This is a genomic window from Microbacterium telephonicum, from assembly GCF_003651225.1.
Lineage (GTDB): Bacteria > Actinomycetota > Actinomycetes > Actinomycetales > Microbacteriaceae > Microbacterium > Microbacterium telephonicum.
In genome coordinates this window covers 21,438-40,781 of sequence record NZ_RCDB01000001.1, presented here as the reverse complement: position 1 = coordinate 40,781, position 19,344 = coordinate 21,438, and the positions used below count along the sequence as shown (strand labels likewise).

General features: G+C 71.8%; 23 protein-coding genes. 19 read left to right on the top strand and 4 right to left on the bottom strand.

Features of this window, described 5'->3' with window-relative positions; genetic code table 11:
• Positions 1–9: 9 nt before the first annotated feature.
• On the bottom strand, positions 10–933 hold the full coding sequence (locus C7474_RS00240; protein WP_121056582.1) for an NADP-dependent oxidoreductase: 924 nt from the start codon (positions 931–933) through the stop codon (positions 10–12).
• Between the two features lie 57 nt (positions 934–990).
• On the opposite strand from C7474_RS00240, the gene C7474_RS00235 reads away from it, so the two are divergent.
• The 6 genes from C7474_RS00235 (at position 991) to C7474_RS00210 (ending at position 4,159) form a co-directional block, all read left to right on the top strand.
• Positions 991–1,959 carry a Gfo/Idh/MocA family protein gene (locus C7474_RS00235; RefSeq protein ID WP_121056580.1) on the top strand — a complete coding sequence of 323 codons (969 nt, stop codon included), beginning with the start codon at positions 991–993 and terminating at the stop codon, positions 1,957–1,959.
• A gap of 45 nt (positions 1,960–2,004) precedes the next feature.
• Entirely contained in the window at positions 2,005–2,436 is a 432-nt protein-coding gene (locus C7474_RS00230; RefSeq protein ID WP_121056578.1) for a helix-turn-helix transcriptional regulator, read from the top strand.
• Between the two features lie 10 nt (positions 2,437–2,446).
• On the top strand, positions 2,447–2,623 hold the full coding sequence (locus tag C7474_RS00225) for a VOC family protein (RefSeq protein ID WP_199692330.1): 177 nt from the start codon (positions 2,447–2,449) through the stop codon (positions 2,621–2,623).
• 14 nt (positions 2,624–2,637) lie between these two features.
• On the top strand, positions 2,638–3,084 hold the full coding sequence (locus C7474_RS00220) for a hypothetical protein (protein ID WP_121056576.1): 447 nt from the start codon (positions 2,638–2,640) through the stop codon (positions 3,082–3,084).
• A gap of 110 nt (positions 3,085–3,194) precedes the next feature.
• Entirely contained in the window at positions 3,195–3,839 is a 645-nt protein-coding gene (locus tag C7474_RS00215) for an acyl-CoA synthetase (RefSeq protein ID WP_241965029.1), read from the top strand.
• Entirely contained in the window at positions 3,836–4,159 is a 324-nt protein-coding gene (locus C7474_RS00210) for an amino acid transporter (RefSeq protein WP_121056572.1), read from the top strand. The genes C7474_RS00215 and C7474_RS00210 overlap by 4 nt, the downstream gene beginning before the upstream one ends.
• 41 nt (positions 4,160–4,200) lie before the next feature.
• Here the strand turns inward: C7474_RS00210 and purB are convergent, their stop codons facing one another.
• Positions 4,201–5,583: an adenylosuccinate lyase gene (gene purB, locus C7474_RS00205; protein WP_121056570.1), complete on the bottom strand. Its 1,383-nt coding sequence runs from the start codon at positions 5,581–5,583 to the stop codon at positions 4,201–4,203.
• A gap of 31 nt (positions 5,584–5,614) precedes the next feature.
• Positions 5,615–6,055 carry a low molecular weight protein-tyrosine-phosphatase gene (locus C7474_RS00200; protein WP_241965099.1) on the bottom strand — a complete coding sequence of 147 codons (441 nt, stop codon included), beginning with the start codon at positions 6,053–6,055 and terminating at the stop codon, positions 5,615–5,617.
• Positions 6,056–6,251: 196 nt separating this feature from the next.
• Between C7474_RS00200 and C7474_RS00195 the strand changes: the two genes are divergently transcribed.
• Both C7474_RS00195 and C7474_RS00190 read left to right on the top strand, forming a co-directional pair.
• Positions 6,252–6,557 carry a hypothetical protein gene (locus tag C7474_RS00195; protein ID WP_121056566.1) on the top strand — a complete coding sequence of 102 codons (306 nt, stop codon included), beginning with the start codon at positions 6,252–6,254 and terminating at the stop codon, positions 6,555–6,557.
• Positions 6,554–7,879 carry a lipase family protein gene (locus C7474_RS00190; protein WP_121056564.1) on the top strand — a complete coding sequence of 442 codons (1,326 nt, stop codon included), beginning with the start codon at positions 6,554–6,556 and terminating at the stop codon, positions 7,877–7,879. Before C7474_RS00195 ends, C7474_RS00190 begins: the two co-directional genes overlap by 4 nt.
• A 128-nt stretch (positions 7,880–8,007) precedes the next feature.
• Here the strand turns inward: C7474_RS00190 and C7474_RS00185 are convergent, their stop codons facing one another.
• Positions 8,008–8,400, bottom strand: coding sequence for a phage holin family protein (locus C7474_RS00185; RefSeq protein WP_121056562.1), 393 nt, complete (start codon positions 8,398–8,400; stop codon positions 8,008–8,010).
• Positions 8,401–8,463: 63 nt separating this feature from the next.
• Here C7474_RS00185 and C7474_RS00180 point away from each other — a divergent pair, with 63 nt between their 5' ends.
• The 11 genes from C7474_RS00180 to C7474_RS00130 all read left to right on the top strand — a co-directional run bounded on the left by C7474_RS00180 (position 8,464) and on the right by C7474_RS00130 (position 19,334).
• Positions 8,464–9,546, top strand: a complete 1,083-nt coding sequence (locus tag C7474_RS00180) for a histidinol-phosphate transaminase (RefSeq protein ID WP_121056560.1) — start codon at positions 8,464–8,466, stop codon at positions 9,544–9,546.
• A 12-nt stretch (positions 9,547–9,558) separates the two neighbouring features.
• Positions 9,559–10,620, top strand: a complete 1,062-nt coding sequence (locus tag C7474_RS00175; protein WP_121056558.1) for an alpha-amylase family glycosyl hydrolase — start codon at positions 9,559–9,561, stop codon at positions 10,618–10,620.
• A 119-nt stretch (positions 10,621–10,739) separates the two neighbouring features.
• Positions 10,740–11,870 (top strand): thiamine pyrophosphate-dependent enzyme, encoded by a 1,131-nt coding sequence (locus C7474_RS00170; protein WP_121056556.1) that lies wholly within the window; start codon positions 10,740–10,742, stop codon positions 11,868–11,870.
• Complete coding sequence (locus C7474_RS00165) at positions 11,867–12,886, top strand: alpha-ketoacid dehydrogenase subunit beta (RefSeq protein ID WP_121056554.1); 1,020 nt, start codon at positions 11,867–11,869, stop codon at positions 12,884–12,886. The genes C7474_RS00170 and C7474_RS00165 overlap by 4 nt, the downstream gene beginning before the upstream one ends.
• Positions 12,887–12,917: 31 nt before the next feature.
• On the top strand, positions 12,918–14,282 hold the full coding sequence (locus tag C7474_RS00160; RefSeq protein WP_121056552.1) for a dihydrolipoamide acetyltransferase family protein: 1,365 nt from the start codon (positions 12,918–12,920) through the stop codon (positions 14,280–14,282).
• Between the two features lie 94 nt (positions 14,283–14,376).
• Positions 14,377–15,387, top strand: a complete 1,011-nt coding sequence (locus C7474_RS00155) for a metal ABC transporter solute-binding protein, Zn/Mn family (protein ID WP_199692329.1) — start codon at positions 14,377–14,379, stop codon at positions 15,385–15,387.
• The gene (locus C7474_RS00150) at positions 15,384–16,205 is read left to right on the top strand and encodes a metal ABC transporter ATP-binding protein (RefSeq protein WP_121056550.1); all 822 of its coding nucleotides are present in this window, start codon (positions 15,384–15,386) and stop codon (positions 16,203–16,205) included. The genes C7474_RS00155 and C7474_RS00150 overlap by 4 nt, the downstream gene beginning before the upstream one ends.
• A complete protein-coding gene (locus tag C7474_RS00145) occupies positions 16,202–17,059 on the top strand; it encodes a metal ABC transporter permease (RefSeq protein WP_121056548.1) in 858 nt (285 codons plus the stop codon). The genes C7474_RS00150 and C7474_RS00145 overlap by 4 nt, the downstream gene beginning before the upstream one ends.
• A gap of 44 nt (positions 17,060–17,103) precedes the next feature.
• The gene (locus C7474_RS00140; RefSeq protein ID WP_121056546.1) at positions 17,104–17,526 is read left to right on the top strand and encodes a Fur family transcriptional regulator; all 423 of its coding nucleotides are present in this window, start codon (positions 17,104–17,106) and stop codon (positions 17,524–17,526) included.
• Positions 17,516–18,529 carry a permease gene (locus C7474_RS00135; RefSeq protein WP_121056544.1) on the top strand — a complete coding sequence of 338 codons (1,014 nt, stop codon included), beginning with the start codon at positions 17,516–17,518 and terminating at the stop codon, positions 18,527–18,529. The genes C7474_RS00140 and C7474_RS00135 overlap by 11 nt, the downstream gene beginning before the upstream one ends.
• Positions 18,522–19,334: a TIGR03943 family putative permease subunit gene (locus C7474_RS00130; RefSeq protein WP_241965028.1), complete on the top strand. Its 813-nt coding sequence runs from the start codon at positions 18,522–18,524 to the stop codon at positions 19,332–19,334. Before C7474_RS00135 ends, C7474_RS00130 begins: the two co-directional genes overlap by 8 nt.
• Positions 19,335–19,344 lie beyond the last annotated feature (10 nt).

The following is a 19,344-nucleotide window of genomic DNA, read 5'->3' as shown; positions in this document are numbered from 1 at the left end:
AAGACGCGCTCAGATCGTGACGATGATCTTCCCGCGGGTGTGACCCGACTCGAGCTCGCGGTATGCCTCGGCGGCCTCCGCGAGGGGGTAGCTCGCGGCGCGCTCGATCTTCAGGGTCCCGTCGGCGGCGAGGCCGGCCAGTTCGGCGAGCTGCGCCGCATCCGGGCGCACCCACAGCGAGATGCCGCCGAACTCGGTCGCGGCGCGTGAGTCGGCGATCGAGACGACGAAACCGCCGTCGCGCAGCAGCTCGCGCGTGGAGTCCAGGGCCGTACCTCCGACGAAGTCGAGCACGACGTCGACGCCGTCCGGAGCGAGCTCGGCGACCGCCGCCACGAGTCCCTCGCCGTAGGCGACGGGCTCCGCCCCGAGACCGCGCACGTAGTCGTGCTTCCCCGCGGATGCGGTGCCGATCACCCGGGCGCCGCGCAAGCGCGCGAGCTGCACGCCGAACGAGCCCACCCCGCCGGCGGCGTTGTGCACGAGCACGGTGTCGCCCTCGCCGAGACCGGAGCGCAGCACCGACTGCAGCGCCGTGAGACCGGCCAGCGGCAGCGCGGCGGCATCCTCGAACGACAGGCCGTCGGGGATGTGGGCGGCGGTGCGCACCGGCACGGGCATGAGCTCGGCGACGGAGCCGTGCTGCACGACGTCGGCGCGGGCGTAGGCGAGCACGCGGTCGCCCACCTCGAACTCGGGGGTGTCCAGCCCCACCTTCTCGACGATACCGGCCACATCCCAGCCCGGGACGGCGGGCGAGGCGACGTCGATGAGCCCCCGCAGGTAGCCCTCGCGCAGCTTGTAGTCGACGGGGTTCAGCCCCGCCGCGACGACCCGCACCAGCAGGGTGTCGGGGCCGATGTGCGGGTCGGGCAGGTCGGTGACGGTGAAGCGGTCGGAACCGCCGAACTCGGAGTAAGCAAGCGCCTTCATACCCTCCGGAAACCCGTCCCCGGGCGGCGGCATTCCCCTCGCACGTACGCTGGAGGCGTGATCCGCATCGCCACCATCGGGACCAGTGTCATCACCGAGCACTTCATCGACGCTGTCCGGCAGGCCGGCCCCGACGGGTCGATCGCCGTCACGGCGGTCACCTCGCGCACCGCCGACCGCGCCCGCGCGTTCGCCGACAAGACCGGGGTGGCCACGGCATCCGATGACCTGCCCGGCCTCATCGCCGCCGGCGAGGTCGACGCCGTCTACGTCGGATCGCCCAACGGCGCCCACGCCGCGCAGGCGCGCGAGGCGATCGCCGCCGGCGCCCACGTGTTCGTCGAGAAGCCCGCGACCCCGACCTCGGCCGAGTGGGAGCAGCTCGTCACCGAGGCGCGCGCCGCCGGCGTCGTCGTGTTCGAGGGTCAGCGCAACGTCTACGACCCGGGGTTCGCCGCCGTCCGCGAGCTGCTGCCGCGGCTCGGCGTGCTCCGCCGCGCCGCGTTCGCCTACTGCCAGCGCTCGGCCCGCTACGACCTCGTGCTCGCCGGCGAGACCCCCAACATCTTCGACCCCGCCCTGGGCGGCGGCGCCCTCATGGACCTCGGGGTCTACCCGCTCAGCGCGATGATCGCCCTGTTCGGCGAGCCGACCGACATCGCGGCGTTCGCCGCGCGCATCGCGACCGGCGTCGACGGCACCGGCACCGCGCTGCTGGCCTACCCCGGCATGGTCGGCGAGGTGACCTTCTCCAAGATCACCCGCAGCGACGTGCCCAGCGAGATCGAGGGCGAACTCGGCTCGCTCGAGATCGACCACATCGCCCAGCCGCGCCGCCTGCGCCTCACGCTCCTGGACGGCACCGTCGAAGAGCGCACCGTCGAGGCCGCCGAGAACAACATGCGCTACGAGGTCTCGCGGTTCGCGGAGCTCATCGGCGGGGCGGATGCCGCATCCGACCAGTCCCGCACCGGCGGCGTGCTGCGCACCCTGGAGCGCATCCGCGAAGGCATGCGCCTGATCTGACGCGCTGTCGTCACGACCGACCGGCGCACGTGCCAGGATCAGCACGTGGCTTCCGGAGTCGACCTCGACACGCTCGTGCGGGTGCGCAAGGTGCGCGACCGCATCGACCGCGAGTTCGCGCAGCCGCTCGACGTCGACGCGTTCGCCCGCGGCGTGCACCTCTCTGCCGGGCACCTCAGCCGCCAGTTCGTGCGGGCGTACGGCGAATCGCCGTACCAGTACCTCATGACCCGGCGCATCGAACGCGCGATGCTGCTGCTGCGCACCACCGCGCTGTCGGTGACCGAGATGTGCTTCGCGGTCGGCTACGGCTCACTCGGCACCTTCAGCACGCGCTTCTGCGAGCTCGTGGGCGTCGCCCCGAGCGTCTACCGCGACGACGGCGCCGTCCCCCTGCCGGGGATGCCCGGGTGCATCGTGCGGCAGATCACCAGACCGATCAGGAATCGAGAAGCGCCGCATCCGTCCCGCGCGTAGCGTGACCGGCATGGACATCACGATTCAGTCGAGCTTCCTCACCGACGACGTGGATGCGGCCTTCGCCGCGATCGAGGCCAGCGGCGCCGACATCTCGCAGGAACCGATCGACCAGGACTACGGGGTGCGCGACTGCGCGTTCCGCGACCCCGCCGGCAACACCATCCGCCTGCAGCAGCGGGCCTGAGGAAAGGAATCACCATGGCGGGCAAGACCAGCGAGGGAGTCGGCTTCTCCGACGAGGAGAAGCAGGCGATGAAGCAGCGCGCCGACGAGCTGCGCACGACGAAGGGACTCAAGGGGGCCGCGAAGCTCGCGAAGGAGCTCGAGGCGTGCGTGGCGGCGATCGAGGCGCTCGAGGGCATCGACGGCGAAGTCGCCCGCGCGGTGCACCGGATCGTCTCCGAGCAGGCCGCGCACCTGAACCCGAAGACGTTCTACGGGTTCCCGGCCTACGCGAACGCCGACGGCAAGGTCGTCATCTTCGTGCAGCCCAAGTCGAAGTTCGACACCCGGTATCCGACGCTCAACTTCGACGAGCCGGCGACCCTCGACGACGGCGACATGTGGGCGACCTCGTTCGCCGTGATCGCGGTGACGGATGCCGTCGAGGCGCGCATCCGGGACCTCGTGACGCGGGCAGTGTAGCCGCGGTCCCCACCTCCGGGGGGCCTGGCGGCTGGGACAAAGGGGACGCGGGCGCGGGACGACCTAGACTGGAGGGGATCCCGCGTCCGTCGTCCCCGATGAGTTCCGCCGTGCCAGCTGCCGCTTCCCGCACCTTCGAGGTGCGCCATCTCCAGCTCGCGCGCGCGCTGTTCGCGGCGCTCGCCGCGGTGATGATCACCTTCTCGCCCGACCATTCCGCGACCGTCGGCCTGTCGGTGTTCAGCGGATTCGCGATCGCGGCCGCGATCGTCGAACTCGTCGCCGCCTGGCTCGTCTACGCCTCCGGCGCCCGCGCCGCGGTCGTGCTGCTGGGTGTCACGACGCTGCTGGCCGGCATGGGATCCGGTATCCCCGCGCTGCGGTCGACGACGCTCTTCTTCGTCGTCGTGATCGCGTGGGCGTTCCTGTCGGGCATCATCGAACTGGTGACCGGCATCCGCGGGCGGCGCTCCGGCGACCCGGCCGCGAGGGACGCCGTGCTGATCGGATCGATCACGATCGCCCTCGGCGTGGGTCTGCTCCTGGTCAACCCCGCCTACAGCCTCGAGTACTTCATCAAGGAGGCCGGGCAGAGCTTCACCCTGACCGGCATCACGATCGGCGTCGGGATCTTCGGCGGTTACGCCGCGATCATCGCCGTCTTCCTCGGCATCGCCGGCTTCTCGCCGCGTCGCGTCGAGGCCGCGTCGACGCCGAGCGCCCCGGGCGTCGAAGCGCCGGAAGGGACCCCATGACCGACGAGCGCCCCACCCGCCGCGACATCCTCAAGCCCGTGCAGCTGCTGGGCTTCGCCTTCGCCGCCGCCCTGTTCGCGGGCTTCATCGCCCTCATGTCGATGGGCTTCTTCCAGTCGCTCACCGGCCCCGAGCGCGAGCACGTCGTGGTCGTCTCGCTCGTGATCGCCGGTATCGCGTTCATCTCGACGCTCGTCGGCATCGCACTGCTGATGCTGGCCGTCGACCCCGCTCAGGTCAGCAAGCCCGTCGACCGCCCGGTGCTGCTGCCCGAGGACGAGACGCACGGCACGGGCGAAGACGAGACGCCGAACGCCTGAGGCCCCGCGCGCTTCGCGAGGGGCGGGACGCCGGGCGCGGCTCAGAGTTCGTCGACGAGCGCGTCGGCCAGGCCCACGTAAGTCGCGGGCGTCAGCGCGAGCAGACGCTCCTTCGCGGCGTCGCCGATGTCGAGGCCCCGCACGAACTCCGCGAGCTCGGGCGCCCCGACGCGGCGCCCGCGGGTGAGGTCCTTCAGCAGCGCGTAGGGGTCGGTGATCTGCGAGCGGCCCGCCGTGATCTCGGCACGCACGACGGTCTGGATCGCCTCGGCGAGCACTTCCCAGTTCGCGTCGAGGTCGGCCAGCAGCACGTCGCGGGCGAGCAGGATCTCGGTGAGGCCGCGCTGCAGGTTGTCCAGCGCGAGCAGCGAGTGGCCGAACGCGACACCGATGTTGCGCTGCGTCGTCGAGTCGGTGAGGTCGCGCTGCATGCGCGAGGTCACCAGCGTCGAGGCGAGCGTCTGCAGCAGGCCGCCGGCGATCTCGAGGTTCGCCTCGGCGTTCTCGAACCGGATCGGGTTGATCTTGTGCGGCATCGTCGACGAGCCGGTCGCGCCGGCGACGGGTATCTGCGCGAAGAATCCCATCGAGATGTACGTCCAGACATCCGTCGCCAGGTTGTGCAGGATGCCGCCCGCGTGGCGGACGCGGTCGTAGAGCTCGACCTGCCAGTCGTGCGACTCGATCTGGGTCGTCAGCACGTTGAAGTCGATGCCGAGACCCTCGATGAACTCGCGCGACAGCGCGGGCCAGTCCACGTCGGGCGCGGCCGACAGGTGGGCCGACCACGTGCCGGTGGCGCCCGAGAACTTCGCGAGGTACTCGCCGCCCTCGATCTGGTCGGCCACCCGCGCGAGGCGCCACGCGAAGACGGCGAGCTCCTTGCCCATCGTCGACGGGGTCGCCGGCTGACCGTGGGTGCGTGAGAGCATCGCGGCGTCGCGGTGCTCTCGGGCGAGATCGCCGAGCGCGGCGATGACCGCGCGGAGCTTGGGCAGCCACACGTTCTCGACGGCGCGCTTGACGGTGAGGGCGTACGAGGCGGAGTTGACGTCCTCGCTCGTGCACGCGAAGTGCGTGAGCTCGGCGACCGCGTCCAGTCCCAGCGACGACAGCCGGTCGCGCACGAGGTACTCGACCGCCTTCACGTCGTGGCGCGTCACGGCTTCCTTGTCGGCGAGCCAGTCGATCTCGGCCTGCCCGAAGTCGCGGTACAGCGCCCGCAGCGCCTGCGTGTCGGCATCCGACAGCGGGGCGGACCCGAACAGCCCGCGCGCGGTGAGCGCGATGATCCACTCGACCTCCACCTCGACGCGGGCGCGGTTGAGTCCGGCCTCGGAGAGGTATTCGCCGAGCTCGCCGACGGCGGGGCGGTAGCGGCCGTCGAGAGGGCTGAGGGGCTGGGGCGGCAGGGAAGTGGTCACACGGCTCCGATCGCTGCGGCGGGGCGAGGGCTCAGAACGCGCGACGGATGGCGGGTTCGAGCTGCCGGAAGAGCGCCCGGCTCGCAGACTCGATCATACCGAGCACGTCGTCGAACATCGCCGGCCCGGCGTAGTACGGGTCGGGCACGTCGAGCGCGCCCTGCGCGGCCGCGTCGAATGTCAGCAGGAGGGCGAGCTTGTCGGCATCCGTCGGCGTGCGCGCCCACGACGACAAGATGCGCTCGTGCGACCGGTCCAGGGCGATCACGAGGTCGTGGCGGTCGAAGTCGTCGTGCGTGAACTGCCGCGCGCGATGCCGGGACCCGTCGTAGCCACGGCGCTCGAGGGCCTCGAGGGTGCGGGCGTCGGCGCGTTCGCCGACGTGCCAGTCGCCCGTGCCGGCACTGGAGGATGTGACACGGTCGCCGAAGCCCGACTCCGTCGCGACCTGCCGGAACACGATCTCGGCCATGGGCGATCGGCAGATGTTCCCGGTGCAGACGAAGACGACGCGGAAAGGATCGTCGTGTTCGGGCACCCGTTCATTCTGGCCCGCCGCGCGCGTCGACGCGACCGCGATTTCCTCCCCACTGTGCGCGGTGCGCATCGGGTCCGCGGATGCCGGTGCTCGTCGCCCACGGCGGTCCGCGGCGCGGCATCCTTCCGGCATGGACTTCCCCGATAGCGCGCCGCCCGGCATCCACGACGCCGACGCCGTCGCGCACGCGCTGCGCCTCACCGTGCGGGCGCGCGAACTGGTGTCCGTCGTGCGGGTGGGGCTGCAGGTGGTGGGGCGGGCGACCGCGTGGCAGTCCCGCGCCGCCGACGCCTTCCAGATCGCGCTCGGCGACACGTCGCGCCGACTCGTCGACGTCGAGATCCGCGTCGACGACGCCGCCGGAGAGCTGCGCGCCGTCGCGCGACGTCTTGCGCTGAGCACCGGCGCGGGTGCGGGCGCGCCGGTGGGCGGATGAGCGCGGACGACCTCGAGATCCGCAGCGGCGGGGTCGTCGCCGTCGACACCGGCGAACTGCGCGGCGCGGCGGGGCGGCTGCGGCTGCTGGCGGGCGATCTGCACGAGCCGCGACGCGCCCTCACCCGCGCCGCCGACGCGCTCCCGGCATCCGGCTGGATCGCAATGGCCGCGCTCGGTGCGGCGAGTCAGGCGACCGGCGCCGCCGCCGACGACCTCGAGCGGCTCGCGCGCGACCTCGACGCCCTCGCCGATCTCTACGAGTACGTCGAACTGGATGCCGCCGCCACCGCCGCGCTGCTCTCCGGCGATCACGCTGCGGCGCAGCGGCTGCGGGCCCGGGCGCACGAGCTGGCGTTCGGCGATCCCGGCCTCGCCCGGCGCGCGGCGGTGGAGGAGGCCGACTGGGTGGCGCGGCGCGACGACGGGCTCGCGATGATCGCGGCCCGCTTCGGCGTCGTCGCCGCGTTCTCGCCGGTGGCGGTGTACGGCGTCGTCGCGCTCTCGGGTGCCGCGACCGGCATCGTCGCGGGGATCGGAGCCTCCGGGCGCGGTGTCGTGCCGCGCGATCGCGTGCTGTCGGGGCCGAGTCCCGCCGTCTCCGTCACGCCGACCCGGGCCGCCGCGGCGGCGGTCGCCCCCGGGACGCTCGGTGAGGTCGTCGGCCGAATGGCGATGGCGCCCGACGCGCGGGTGAGGGTGGAGACGTACGCGATGCCGGACGGCACCCGTCAGTACGTCGCGTACGTCACCGGTACGAAGGGCGACGAGCCGGGTGAGCCGTGGGACAACGCCTCGAACCTCGACCTGTACCTGCGGGACGAGCAGAGCGCGTCGCTCGCGGCGACGCGCGAGGCGCTCGCGCTGGCCGGCGCGGCACCGGGAGACCGCGTGCACCTCGTCGGCCACTCGCAGGGGGCGATGGTCGCCACGCACCTCGCGATGGACTCGCCCTACGACGTGGCGACGCTCGTCACGATCGGATCGCCCGTGCAGGGCGAGGTCGGGGGAGGCACGCTCAGCGTCGCGCTGCGGCATGTCGACGACCCGGTGTCGGCGCTCGCCGCCGGCGGTGTCGCGGGCGGCGTGGGTGCGCCGGGCAGCTTCGTCGCCGAACGGGTCGCGCTGGCCCCCGACGCGCCGCCGGGGGAGTGGCTGCTCGGCGCCCACGGGCTCGACCGCTACGCCGAGACCGCCGGGATGCTGGATGCGTCGTCCGATCCGCGCATGGACGCGGTGCGCGACCGCCTCGCCGACCTCGGCGCCGCGACGACCGTCACGACGACCGACTACGCCGCCGTGACCCTCACCCCCGGCCGTTGAGCGAGCCGAAACGCAGGAATCGCCATACGCGTTTCGACTCGTCGCTGCGCTCCTCGCTCAACGACCGGGATCCCCCCGGTCGTTGAGCGAGCGCAGCGAGTCGAAACGCCCCGAACTCTGCCGAACCGTCAGCGCTTGCGCTGCGGGCGCAGGATGATGCCGAGGATCCAGTTGATGAGCGAGATGACGACGGCGGCGACGACGCCGAGCCAGAAGTCCTCGACGCGCAGGCCCCAGCTCCAGCCGGTCGTCACCCACGCGGTGAACCACAGCAGGAACCCGTTGATCACGAGCGAGATCAGCCCGAGGGTCAGGATGTACAGCGGGAAGGCGAGCACCTTGATGACGGTGCCGATGATCGTGTTGACCAGCGCGAAGATGAGCCCGACCACGAGCAGGGTCAGCACCAGCTGCAGGGTCTCCCCCGGGGGGAACGCGATCACGTCCACCTGCAGCGGGTCGATGAGACTGACCACCCAGATCGCGAAGGCGTTGATGATGATGCCGACGAAGAAGCGCATAGTGCGGTCAGTCTCGCACGTGGCCCCGCCCGCGGGGAACAGCGGGTTTCGTAGACTCGGCGTGTGAGTGAGACCCCCGACGAGACCGCTGCCTTCCCCGTCCGCGTCCGGCCCGAGATCGCCGGGCTTCCGCCGTACCGTCAGGGCAAGCAGGCCGGTGCCGACGCGTTCAAGCTATCCAGCAACGAGAACCCGTTCGACCCGCTGCCGGGTGTCGTGGCCGCGGTGCAGTCGGCGACGTCGTTCAACCGGTATCCGGATGCCCTCGCCACCCGTCTGCGCTCCCGTCTCGCCGACCGGTTCGGCATCACCCCCGACGCCGTGCACATCGCCGCCGGGTCGGTGTCGATCCTGTACCAGCTCGCGCAGGCGACGTCCGGGCCCGGCGACGAGATCCTGTTCTCGTGGCGCTCGTTCGAGGCCTACCCGGGCCTGGCCACGGTCGCCGGGGCGACCGCCGTCCCGGTCCCGAATCGCGGCGACGGCACGCACGACCTCGACGCGATGGCGGCGGCGATCACCGAGCGCACCCGCCTCGTGATCGTCTGCACGCCCAACAACCCGACCGGACCCGTCGTCACCCAGGAGGCCTTCGACGCCTTCGTGGCCGCGGTGCCGAGCGATGTCCTCGTCGTCCTCGACGAGGCCTACGCCGAGTTCGTCACCGACCCCGACGCGGTGCGCGGCGAGGACGTCATCGCCGAGGGGCGACCGAACGTCGTCGTGCTGCGCACGTTCTCGAAGGCGTACGGGCTGGCGGGTCTGCGCGTCGGCTACGCCGTGGGGCACAGCCGCATCCTCGACGCCGCGCGCACGACCGGCATCCCGCTGTCGGTGACGGCCGCCGCCGAGGAGGCGGCGCTGGCGAGCCTCGACGCCGAAGACGCCCTGCGCGAGCGCGTCGCCGTCATCGCCGAACGTCGTGACCGCCTCGCCGAGCGGCTGCGCGAGACCGGGTGGGACGTGCCGGCCGCGCAGGGCAACTTCGTCTGGCTTCCTGCCGGGAACCGTGCGCTCGCCGTCGCGGCGGCGTTCGAGGCCGCCGGGATCATCGTGCGCCCCTTCGACGGCGACGGCGTGCGCATCTCGGTCGGTGAGGCCGAGGCGGTGGAGCGCATCGTGGAGGTCGCCCGGGCGGCGCGCTGAGGCTCGGCCCTCATGTCCGCTCGCGCTCCGCTCGCCGACCGTCTCGGCCGCACCGTGCTGTACCAGGTGTATCCGCAGAGCTATGCGGATGCCGACGGCGACGGTATGGGCGACCTCGCGGGTCTCGCCGCCCGTCTCGACTACCTCGCCTGGCTCGGGGTGGATGCCGTGTGGATCAGCCCGTGCTTCGTCTCCCCGTTCCGCGACGCGGGCTACGACGTGGCCGACTTCCTGCACATCGCGCCGCGCTACGGCGGTGACGCGGCCTTCGACACCCTCATCGCCGAGGCCGACCGTCTCGGGATCGCCGTGCTGTTCGACCTGGTCGCCGGGCACACCTCCGACGAGCACCCCTGGTTCCGGCAGGCGATCGCCGACCCGGGCGACGACAGGTTTGTGTTCCACGACGCGCCCGGCCCGCGGCGCAACCGCGACGCGCTCGTGCAGATCATGCGTCACTGGCTCGACCGCGGCGTGCAGGGCTTCCGCGTCGACATGGCCGCGTCGCTCGTGAAGGACGACCCCGGCCACGTCGAGACGGCGCGGCTGTGGCGCGACGTGCGCGCCCGCATCGAGCAGAGCCACCCCGGCCGCGTGCTCATCTCGGAGTGGGGCGACCCGGCGCGCGCGGTGCCGGCCGGGTTCGACGTCGACTTCTTCTTGCAGTTCGGCGGCGACTTCGACGGTCGGCCGCTGAAGTCGCTGTGGAACAACGGCAGCGGCACCGTGCACGAGGCATGGGACGACGAGCCGGCGTGGGCGGATGCCGCCGGGCGCGGCGACGCCGGGTACTTCGTGGCGCAGTGGCGCGAGGCCCGCGCGCCGATCGAGGCGTCGGGAAGCCGCGGACTCGTCGGGCTGCCGACCTCGAACCACGACTTCACGCGCCTCGTCAGCGGTGACCGCGATGCCGTGCAGGCGCGCAGTGCGCGACCGGCCGACGGTCGGCGCGCAGCTGCACGACGACGCCTCGCTGCTGCATTTCGTGCGCGCCGCGATCGCCCTCCGCCACGAAGACCCGCGACTGGACGCCCTCGAGCCGTGCGGGTGCGCGGTCGTCGACCTCGCACGTGACTGACAGCGGATTTCCCCCGGCTTGCGCGGCGCGGTTTGTGAGCAGGACACCTGGGATTCCGGCATCCGTTGTCGAAGACATGCAGTGGCGGGGATACGGTGCGCGCTAGCGTGAAGGGATGACCTCGCCCGACGATCCCGCCATGGTCCGCGTCCTGGCGGACGACGGAACGTTCGCCCCCAGCGCCGCCGCCGAGGAGTATCTGCCCCTCATCGACGCGCTGACCGACGCCGAACTCGAGACGTTCTACCGCGACATGGTCGTGGTGCGCGGCTTCGACCGGCAGGCCACCAACCTGCAGCGTCAGGGCCAGCTCGCGCTGTGGCCGCCGTCGTTCGGGCAGGAGGCCGCGCAGGTCGGCTCGGCCCGTGCCGCCCGTCCGCAGGATCACCTCTTCCCGTCGTACCGCGAACACGTCGTCTGCACGATCCGCGGCGTCGATCCGATCGACATCATCCGCCTCATGCGTGGACTCACCCACGGCGGCTGGGACCCGACCGATCCCCGCAACGGCAACACGCGCATCTACACGCTCGTTCTCGGCTCGCAGACCCTCCACGCCTCCGGATTCGGCATGGGGCTCGTCTTCGACGGCCGCACCGGCACCGGCGACCCCGAACGCGACGAAGCGCTCATCGTCTACTACGGCGACGGCGCGTCCAGCCAGGGCGACGTGCACGAGGCGATGGTGTTCGCCGCGAGCTACCAGACGCCGCAGGTGTTCTTCCTGCAGAACAACCACTGGGCGATCTCGGTGCCCGTCGCGACCCAGTCGCGCGTGCCGCTGTACAAGCGCGGCGAGGGATACGGGATGCCGTCGATCCGCGTCGACGGCAACGATGTGCTCGCCAGCTACGCCGTCACCAAGCGTGCGCTCGACGAGGCGCGCGCCGGCGACGGCCCGCGTGCGATCGAGGCGCTCACCTACCGGATGGGCGCGCACACGACCAGCGACGACCCCACGAAGTACCGCGCGAGCGACGAGGAGCAGTACTGGGCGCGCCGCGACCCGATCGCGCGCATGCGCGCGTTCCTGCAGTCACGCGGCGCGTCCCAGGCCTTCTTCGACGAGGTGGATGCGGCGGCCGCCGCCTACGCCGACGATGTGCGCGTGCGCACCAACGCGCTGGGCGGCATCGACACGAGCGTGATGTTCGACCACGTCTACAGCGAGCCGCATCCGCTGGTCGCCCAGCAGCAGCGCTGGCTGGCCGACTACGAGGCATCCTTCGAGGAGGGACGCGCATGACCGACATCGCCCCCACCGCCGCCGCGACGACGACGGCCCAGGTGCAGAACCTCGCGTTCGCGAAGGCCCTCAACGCGGGCATGCGCGCCGCGCTGGCCGCCGACGACCACGTGCTGCTGATGGGTGAGGACATCGGGCGCCTCGGTGGCGTGTTCCGCGTCACCGAGGGGCTGCAGGCCGAGTTCGGTGAGCAGCGCGTGCTCGACACCCCGCTCGCCGAGTCCGGCATCCTGGGCACCGCGATCGGCCTCGCGATGGCCGGGTTCCGTCCCGTCTGCGAGATCCAGTTCGACGGCTTCGTCTTCCCCGCGTTCGACCAGATCACCTCTCAGCTGGCGAAGATGACCAACCGCCACGAGGGCCGGCTGCAGATGCCGGTCGTCGTCCGCATCCCGTATGGCGGGCACATCGGCGCGGTCGAGCACCACCAGGAGAGCCCGGAGGCGTACTTCACGCACACGCCGGGCCTGCGCGTGGTCTCGCCGTCGACGCCGAACGACGCGTACTGGATGATCCAGGACGCGATCGCCTCGCCCGACCCCGTGGTCTTCCTGGAGCCGAAGGCGAAGTACTGGCACAAGGGCGAGGTCGACCTCGCCGAGCGCGCGCTGCCGTTGCACGCGTCGCGCATCGTGCGCCGCGGCACCGATGTCACGCTCGTAGGCCACGGCGCAATGGTGACGACGCTGCTGCAGGCGGCGGCGCTCGCCGAGGGCGAGGGGACCTCGTGTGAGGTCGTCGACGTGCGTTCGCTCTCGCCGGTCGATTACGGTCCGATCCTCGATTCGGTGCGCCGCACCGGTCGCATGGTCTACGCGCAGGAGGCGCCGGGGTTCACGTCGCTCGGCTCGGAGATCGCGGCGACCGTCATGGAGCAGGCGTTCTTCTCGCTCGAGTCGCCCGTCATCCGGGTGTCGGGGTTCGACGTGCCGTTCCCACCCGCGAAGCTCGAGGGGCAGTACCTCCCCGACGCCGACCGCATCCTCGAAGCCGTCGACCGCGCCCTCGCCTACTGATCCGCGCGCTCGCACAAGAATCGGAGCACCGATGAGCACCCAGACCTTCCATCTGCCCGACGTCGGCGAGGGCCTCACCGAGGCCGAGATCGTGCAGTGGCGCGTCGCTCCCGGCGACAGCGTCGCGGTCAACGACGTGATCGTCGAGATCGAGACGGCGAAGTCGCTCGTCGAGCTGCCGTCGCCGTTCGACGGCACCGTCGGCGAGCTGCTGGCGGCCGAGGGCGACACCGTGACGGTCGGCGCCGCGATCATCACGATCGCGGGGGCCGCGGGCGCCCCGGATGCCGATTCCGGCATCACCGCCCACGGTGAGCCGCCCGCGGAGGCCGAGGGCGAAGGCGCGGTGCTCGTGGGCTACGGCACCGGCAGCCACGTGCACTCGCGCCGTCGCAAGAGCCCGGAGCGTCCCGTGAAGGCGTCGGTCGGCGTCGTCGCCAAGCCCCCGGTGCGCAAGCTCGCCCGTGATCTCGGCGTCGATCTGGCGACCGTCACCCCCAGCGGCCCGGCCGGCGAGGTGACGCGGGACGACGTCGTGCAGCACGCGTCGCAGGCGAGCGTCTTCCGCAACATCGCGACCCCCGCCGCCCCGCTCGAGCGCGAGCAGCGCATCCCCGTGACCGCCGACGTGGCCGCATCCGCCGTCGCCCCGCCGGTGCCCGGTCCCGCGATGGCCGGCCCCGACGCCGACCACCGGGAAGAGGCGATCCCCGTCAAGGGCGTGCGCAAGGCGACCTCGTCGGCGATGGTGCGCTCGGCCTACACGGCGCCGCATGTGTCGGTGTGGACCGATGTCGACGCGACGCGCACGATGGAGCTCGTCAAGCGGCTGAAGGCGTCGCCCGACTTCGCCGATGTCAAGGTCTCGCCGCTGCTGATCATGGCCCGCGCCGTCATCTGGGCCGCTCGGCGCACGCCGCTCGTGAACGCGGCGTGGGTCGAGCTCGACGACGGCTCGGCCGAGATCCGGGTGCGCAACTTCGTGAACCTCGGCATCGCCGCCGCGACGCCGCGCGGCCTGCTCGTTCCGAACATCAAGGACGCCCAGGACCTCAACATGCGGGGACTGGCGAAGGCGCTCGAGAAGCTCACGCTGACGGCGCGCGAGGGACGCACGTCGCCCGCCGATCAGCAGGGCGGCACGATCACGATCACCAACATCGGCGTGTTCGGGATGGATGCCGGCACCCCGATCATCAACCCGGGCGAATCGGGCATCGTGGCGATGGGCACGATCCGGCAGAAGCCGTGGGTCGTCGACGGCGAGGTGAGGCCGCGCTTCGTCACCACGGTCTCGGGTTCGTTCGACCACCGCGTCATCGACGGCGACGGCATGAGCCGCTTCATCGCCGACGTCGCCTCGGTGCTGGAGGAGCCCGCGCTGCTGCTGGACTGAGCGCGAAGCAGTAGGGCAGGCGGGGTCGGTTCGCCGGGCATTCTCACGGCTTTGCGATTTTGAGAACGATTATCACGAGCGTACGATCGAGGGCATGACTTCCCGCGTGCTCGCTCCGGCCGTCCTCCTGGCCGCCTCCGTCCTGGCCCTCGCCGGCTGCGCCGGCACCTCGACCGCCACGGAGACGAGCGACGGCGGAAAGCTGAGCATCGTCGCCTCGACCAACGTGTACGGCGACATCGCGGCGCAGATCGGCGGCGACCTCGTCGAGGTGACCTCGATCATCTCCTCCGCGAGCCAGGACCCCCACGAGTACGAGGCCTCCGCCCAGGACCAGCTCACGCTCTCGAAGGCCGACCTCGTCATCGAGAACGGCGGCGGCTACGACGCGTTCGTCGACAGCCTGCTCGAGGCCTCCGGCACCGACGCCCCCGTGGTCACGGCGGTGGAGTACTCGCACGACTACCCGGGCGCGGACACCCACGACGACCACGACCACGCCGACGAGACGGATGCCGCCACGGCCGAGCCGACGGACGAGGCCGACGACCACGATCACGAGGGTCACGACCACATCGAGGGCTTCAACGAGCACGTCTGGTACGACCCGCACACCATCGCGCACGTCGCGGAGGAGATCGCGCACGAGCTCGGCGAGCTCGACTCGGCCAACGCGGCGACGTACGAGGCGAACTATGAGACCTTCGCCGCCGGCATCGAGAAGCTCGAGGCGAGCCTGGCCGACATCGAGTCGGCGCACGCCGGCGCGCAGTTCTTCGTCACCGAGCCGGTGCCGGTGTACCTGCTCACGGCGGCGGGCCTGGTCAACGCGACGCCCGAGGCGTTCAGCGAGGCCGTCGAAGAGGGCCGGGACGTGCCCCCGGCGACGCTGCTCGAGGCGCAGCGCATCCTCGGCTCCGGCGACATCGCCGGCGTCATCGTCAACGCGCAGACGGGCGGCGCCGAGACCGACCAGGTCATCGGCTGGGCCGGCGACGCCTCCATCCCGGTGCTCGAGTTCTCCGAGATCCTCCCCGACGGTGACGACTACTTCTCCTGGATGCAGCAGAACATCGACGACATCGCCGGTACGCTGACGCAGTGAGTTCGCCCGCAGGATCCCCGGTGCTGCAGATCCGCGGCGCCGGCCTCCGGCGCGGTGACCGCGAACTGTGGAGCGGGCTCGACCTCGACGTGCAGCCCGGCGAGCTGATCGCGGTGCTCGGCCCCAGCGGGTCGGGCAAGACGACGCTGCTCAAGGCGATCCTCGGCCTGGTGCCGCTGAGCTCCGGCGAGATCGTCGCGCTCGGCGAGCCCGTGCACCGCAAGGGCAACCGCCGCATCGGCTACCTCCCGCAGGCCCGACCGCTGCCGCGGGAGACGTCGCTGCGCGGCCGCGACCTCGTCGCGCTCGGCGTCGAGGGGCACCGCTTCGGCCTGCCCCTGCGCCGCGCCGCCGACCGTGCCCGCGTCGACGAGCTGATCCGGGCGGTCGGGGCGGAGTCGTTCGCCGACCGCGCGGTGGGGGAGCTCTCCGGCGGCGAGCAGCAGCGGCTGCGCGCCGGTCAGGCCCTCGCCGACGACCCGCGTCTGCTGCTGTGCGACGAGCCGCTCACGAGCCTCGACCTCGCCAACCAGCAGGCCGTGGTGCGCCTCATCGACGACCACCGCGCGACGGGCGCCGCCGTGCTGCTGGTCACCCACGACATCAACCCGGTGCTGGAGAAGGTCGACCGCATCCTCTACATCGCCAACGGCCGGTTCACCCTCGGCACCGCCGCCGAGGTGCTCACCTCCGCCGTGCTCAGCGACCTCTACGGCGCGCCCGTCTTCGTGTTGCAGGCCGGCGGGCGCCTCGTCGTCGTCGGCGCACCGGATGCCGAGGACGCGCACCACCACCACGACGGCGAGGACCACGCATGAACTGGTCCGACGTCTGGAACGCCATGTTCGGGGGCCTCGCCGACTACGGCGACATCCTCGCCCTCGTGCAGAACTCGGTGTGGGCCGGTGCCGTGCTCGGCCTCGTCGGCGGCCTCGTCGGCGTGTTCGTCATCCGCCGTGACATGGCCTTCGCCGTGCACGGCATCAGCGAGCTCTCGTTCGCGGGGGCCGCCGCGGCGCTTCTGTTCGGCTTCGACGTCGTCACCGGCTCGATCTTCGGGTCGCTCGTCGCCGCCGCCCTGATCGGCTGGCTCGGCGCCCGCGCCCGCGACCGCAACTCGATCATCGGCGTGCTGATGCCGTTCGGCCTGGGCCTGGGCATCCTCTTCCTGTCTCTGTACAACGGGCGCAGCGCCAACCGGTTCAGCCTGCTCACGGGACAGATCGTGTCGGTGCAGAACGCGCAGCTGGGCTGGCTCATCGCGATCGCCGCCGTCGTGCTGATCGCGCTGCTGCTGATCTGGCGCCCGCTCACGTTCGACTCGCTCGACCCGCAGTCGGCCGCCGCCCGCGGGGTTCCGACGGTCGGCGTCTCGCTCGGCTTCATGCTGCTGCTGGGTCTCATCGTCGCCGTGGCCGTGCACATCATCGGCGCGCTCCTGGTGATGGCGCTGCTGGTGACGCCGGCCGCCGCCGCGATGCGGGTGTCCTCCGGCGCGGTCGCCGTGCCGCTGCTGGCCGCGCTGTTCGGCGTCGTCTCGGCCGTCGGCGGCATCCTGCTCGCCGTCATGGGCACCCTTCCGGTGAGTCCGTACATCACGACGATCTCGTTCCTCATCTACCTCGTCTGCCGCATCGTCGGGGCCCGTCAGGGCCGCGTCACCGCGATGTGAGGGCTCCCAGCCGCCGATGAGAACCGCTCGGTAGACTCGGGCCCATGGTTCAGCAGCGCAACACGTGGCAGCGCGAGCGGGTGCGCGGCGCCCTCTCCGACGCGCAGGGCTTCGTGAGCGCGCAGGACCTGCACGCCGCCCTCCGCGAGGAGAACACCGGCATCGGCCTGGCCACCGTGTACCGCGCCCTGGCGACCCTCGCGGCCGCCGGCGAGGCCGACCAGCTGCAGAGCCCCGACGGCGAGGCGATCTACCGCGCCTGCTCGAGCACCGGCCACCACCACCACCTCATCTGCCGCTCGTGCGGCACGGCGGTGGAGATCGAGGCGCACGCCGTCGAGGAGTGGGCGCAGTCGACCGCCGCCGCCAACGGCTTCACGCAGGCCGAGCACGTCGTCGACATCTTCGGACTGTGCGCAGCCTGCACCGCGCGCGCCGCCGACACCCCGGCGGCCCGTGACCTCTGACGTCGCGACCCGCCGGCCCACCCGGCTGGGTCTCGGGATCGGCCTCGGCGTGCTCGTCGTGGCCGCCCTCGTGGCCCTCGCGCTGCTCAGCCCCGGCCCGGCGCTGCCGACGCGGCTGCAGGACGGCCTGACCCTCTCGACCAGCGTCCTCATCGAGTCGCTGCCGTTCGTCATGCTCGGCGTGCTGCTGTCGATCGTCGTGCAGGTGTGGGTGCCGCCGGGCGTCATCGAACGCTGGATGCCGCGCCGGGCGTGGGCCCGTCGCGCGGTGCTCTCGCTGCTGGGCATGCTGATTCCGGTGTGCGAGTGCGGCAATGTGCCGTTCGCGCGCGGTCTCCTCATGCGCGGATTCGGCGTGCCCGAGACCCTGACGTTCCTCATCGCCGCGCCGATCGTGAACCCGATCGTCATCATCACGACTCACCAGGCGTTCGGCTTCGACGACGGCATCCTCATCGCGCGCCTCGTCGGCGGTTACCTCATCGCGAACCTCATCGGGTGGCTCTACTCGCGTCATCCGGACGCCGAGGGGATGCTGACTGAGCGCTTCCTGGCGACCTGCGAGATCGTCGAGACCCAGATCACAGACGGCACCTCGGGCGGCAAGGGGCGCCGCAGCCTCGCACAGTTCGTCGTCGAGCTGCGCGCCGTCATGCCCGCCCTCATCGTCGGATCCGCGCTCGCCGGTGCCGTGCAGGTGCTGGTGCCGCGCGACGCGCTGCTGGCGATCGGCTCCAACCCGGCGCTGTCGATCCTCGCGATGATCGCGCTGGCGATGATCGTCTCGATCTGCTCCAACGTCGACTCGTTCTTCGCGCTGTCGTTCGCCTCGACGTTCACGCCCGGCTCGATCGTCGCGTTCCTGCTGGTCGGCCCGCTCGTCGACGTGAAGATGCTCGCGCTGCTGCGCACCACCTTCCGCACCCGCATCCTCGCGGGGATCGTCGTCATCGTCGTGCTGTCGGCGGTCGCCATCGGTGGGGTGGTGAACCTCCTTGCCTGACTCCTCGACCGCGCCCGTCTCCCGGCGCACGCGGCTGCTCGCGACCCGCGTGCTCGGCGTGGGGCTCGCCGCCGCCCTCGCCGCCGTCACCGTCGCGCTCGCCGTCACCGGTCGGCTCGGGCTGTACATCAACCCGGAGTCGTCGTGGTTCGCCGTCTCGATGGCGGTGCTCGCCCTCGTGGGCGCGGTGACGAGTTTCGCGCTGCCGCTCGGCGCCGAGGCCGACCACGGCCACGACCACGCCCACGACCACCCGCACGATCATGGCGACGCGCATGATCACGGCACTCCCGCCCCCCGCCGCCCGACCGCGGTGCTCGGGTCCGTACTCGTCGGCGTCGGCGGCGCCGTCGCCCTCGGAACCGTCGCGGTCATCGTGCTCACCCCGCCGGCCTCCCTCTCGGCCGAGATCGCGATGTCGCGCGACACGGGATCGGCGCCGCTGTTCCAGGGGGCCGACACCGTCGCGCTGGCCGCGACCGGCGACACCGCGTCGTTCGGCATCGGCGAGTGGGCGAGCGTGTTCGCGACCGCGACCAATCCCGAGGCCTTCGACGGCGACCAGGTGACCCTCACGGGGTTCGCGACACCCGGCGGCGACGGCTTCCAGCTCACCCGCCTGGTCATCACCCACTGCGTCATCGACGCGCAGCCCGCGTTCGTGCCCGTCACCGGGTCCGACGCCCCCGACACCGGTGAGTGGGTCACCGTCACCGGCACGGTGCGCGACGTCGACGGAACCCTGCAGGTGCAGGCCGCCGAGGTCTCGACCGTCGACGAGCCTTCCGACCCCTACGAGTACTGATCCCGCACCC

Bases quoted from the DNA above. Each gene is read 5' to 3' on its own strand.
- C7474_RS00155 (WP_199692329.1), top strand. From the start codon at position 14,377: ATGACTTCCCGCGTGCTCGCTCCGGCCGTCCTCCTGGCCGCCTCCGTC.
- C7474_RS00185 (WP_121056562.1), bottom strand. From the start codon at position 8,400: ATGCGCTTCTTCGTCGGCATCATCATCAACGCCTTCGCGATCTGGGTG.
- C7474_RS00195 (WP_121056566.1), top strand. From the start codon at position 6,252: ATGGACTTCCCCGATAGCGCGCCGCCCGGCATCCACGACGCCGACGCC.
- C7474_RS00165 (WP_121056554.1), top strand. From the start codon at position 11,867: ATGACCGACATCGCCCCCACCGCCGCCGCGACGACGACGGCCCAGGTG.
- C7474_RS00210 (WP_121056572.1), top strand. From the start codon at position 3,836: ATGACCGACGAGCGCCCCACCCGCCGCGACATCCTCAAGCCCGTGCAG.
- C7474_RS00160 (WP_121056552.1), top strand. From the start codon at position 12,918: ATGAGCACCCAGACCTTCCATCTGCCCGACGTCGGCGAGGGCCTCACC.
- C7474_RS00220 (WP_121056576.1), top strand. From the start codon at position 2,638: ATGGCGGGCAAGACCAGCGAGGGAGTCGGCTTCTCCGACGAGGAGAAG.
- C7474_RS00145 (WP_121056548.1), top strand. From the start codon at position 16,202: ATGAACTGGTCCGACGTCTGGAACGCCATGTTCGGGGGCCTCGCCGAC.
- C7474_RS00170 (WP_121056556.1), top strand. From the start codon at position 10,740: ATGACCTCGCCCGACGATCCCGCCATGGTCCGCGTCCTGGCGGACGAC.
- C7474_RS00140 (WP_121056546.1), top strand. From the start codon at position 17,104: ATGGTTCAGCAGCGCAACACGTGGCAGCGCGAGCGGGTGCGCGGCGCC.
- C7474_RS00225 (WP_199692330.1), top strand. From the start codon at position 2,447: ATGGACATCACGATTCAGTCGAGCTTCCTCACCGACGACGTGGATGCG.
- C7474_RS00190 (WP_121056564.1), top strand. From the start codon at position 6,554: ATGAGCGCGGACGACCTCGAGATCCGCAGCGGCGGGGTCGTCGCCGTC.
- C7474_RS00240 (WP_121056582.1), bottom strand. From the start codon at position 933: ATGAAGGCGCTTGCTTACTCCGAGTTCGGCGGTTCCGACCGCTTCACC.
- C7474_RS00200 (WP_241965099.1), bottom strand. From the start codon at position 6,055: ATGGCCGAGATCGTGTTCCGGCAGGTCGCGACGGAGTCGGGCTTCGGC.
- C7474_RS00175 (WP_121056558.1), top strand. From the start codon at position 9,559: ATGTCCGCTCGCGCTCCGCTCGCCGACCGTCTCGGCCGCACCGTGCTG.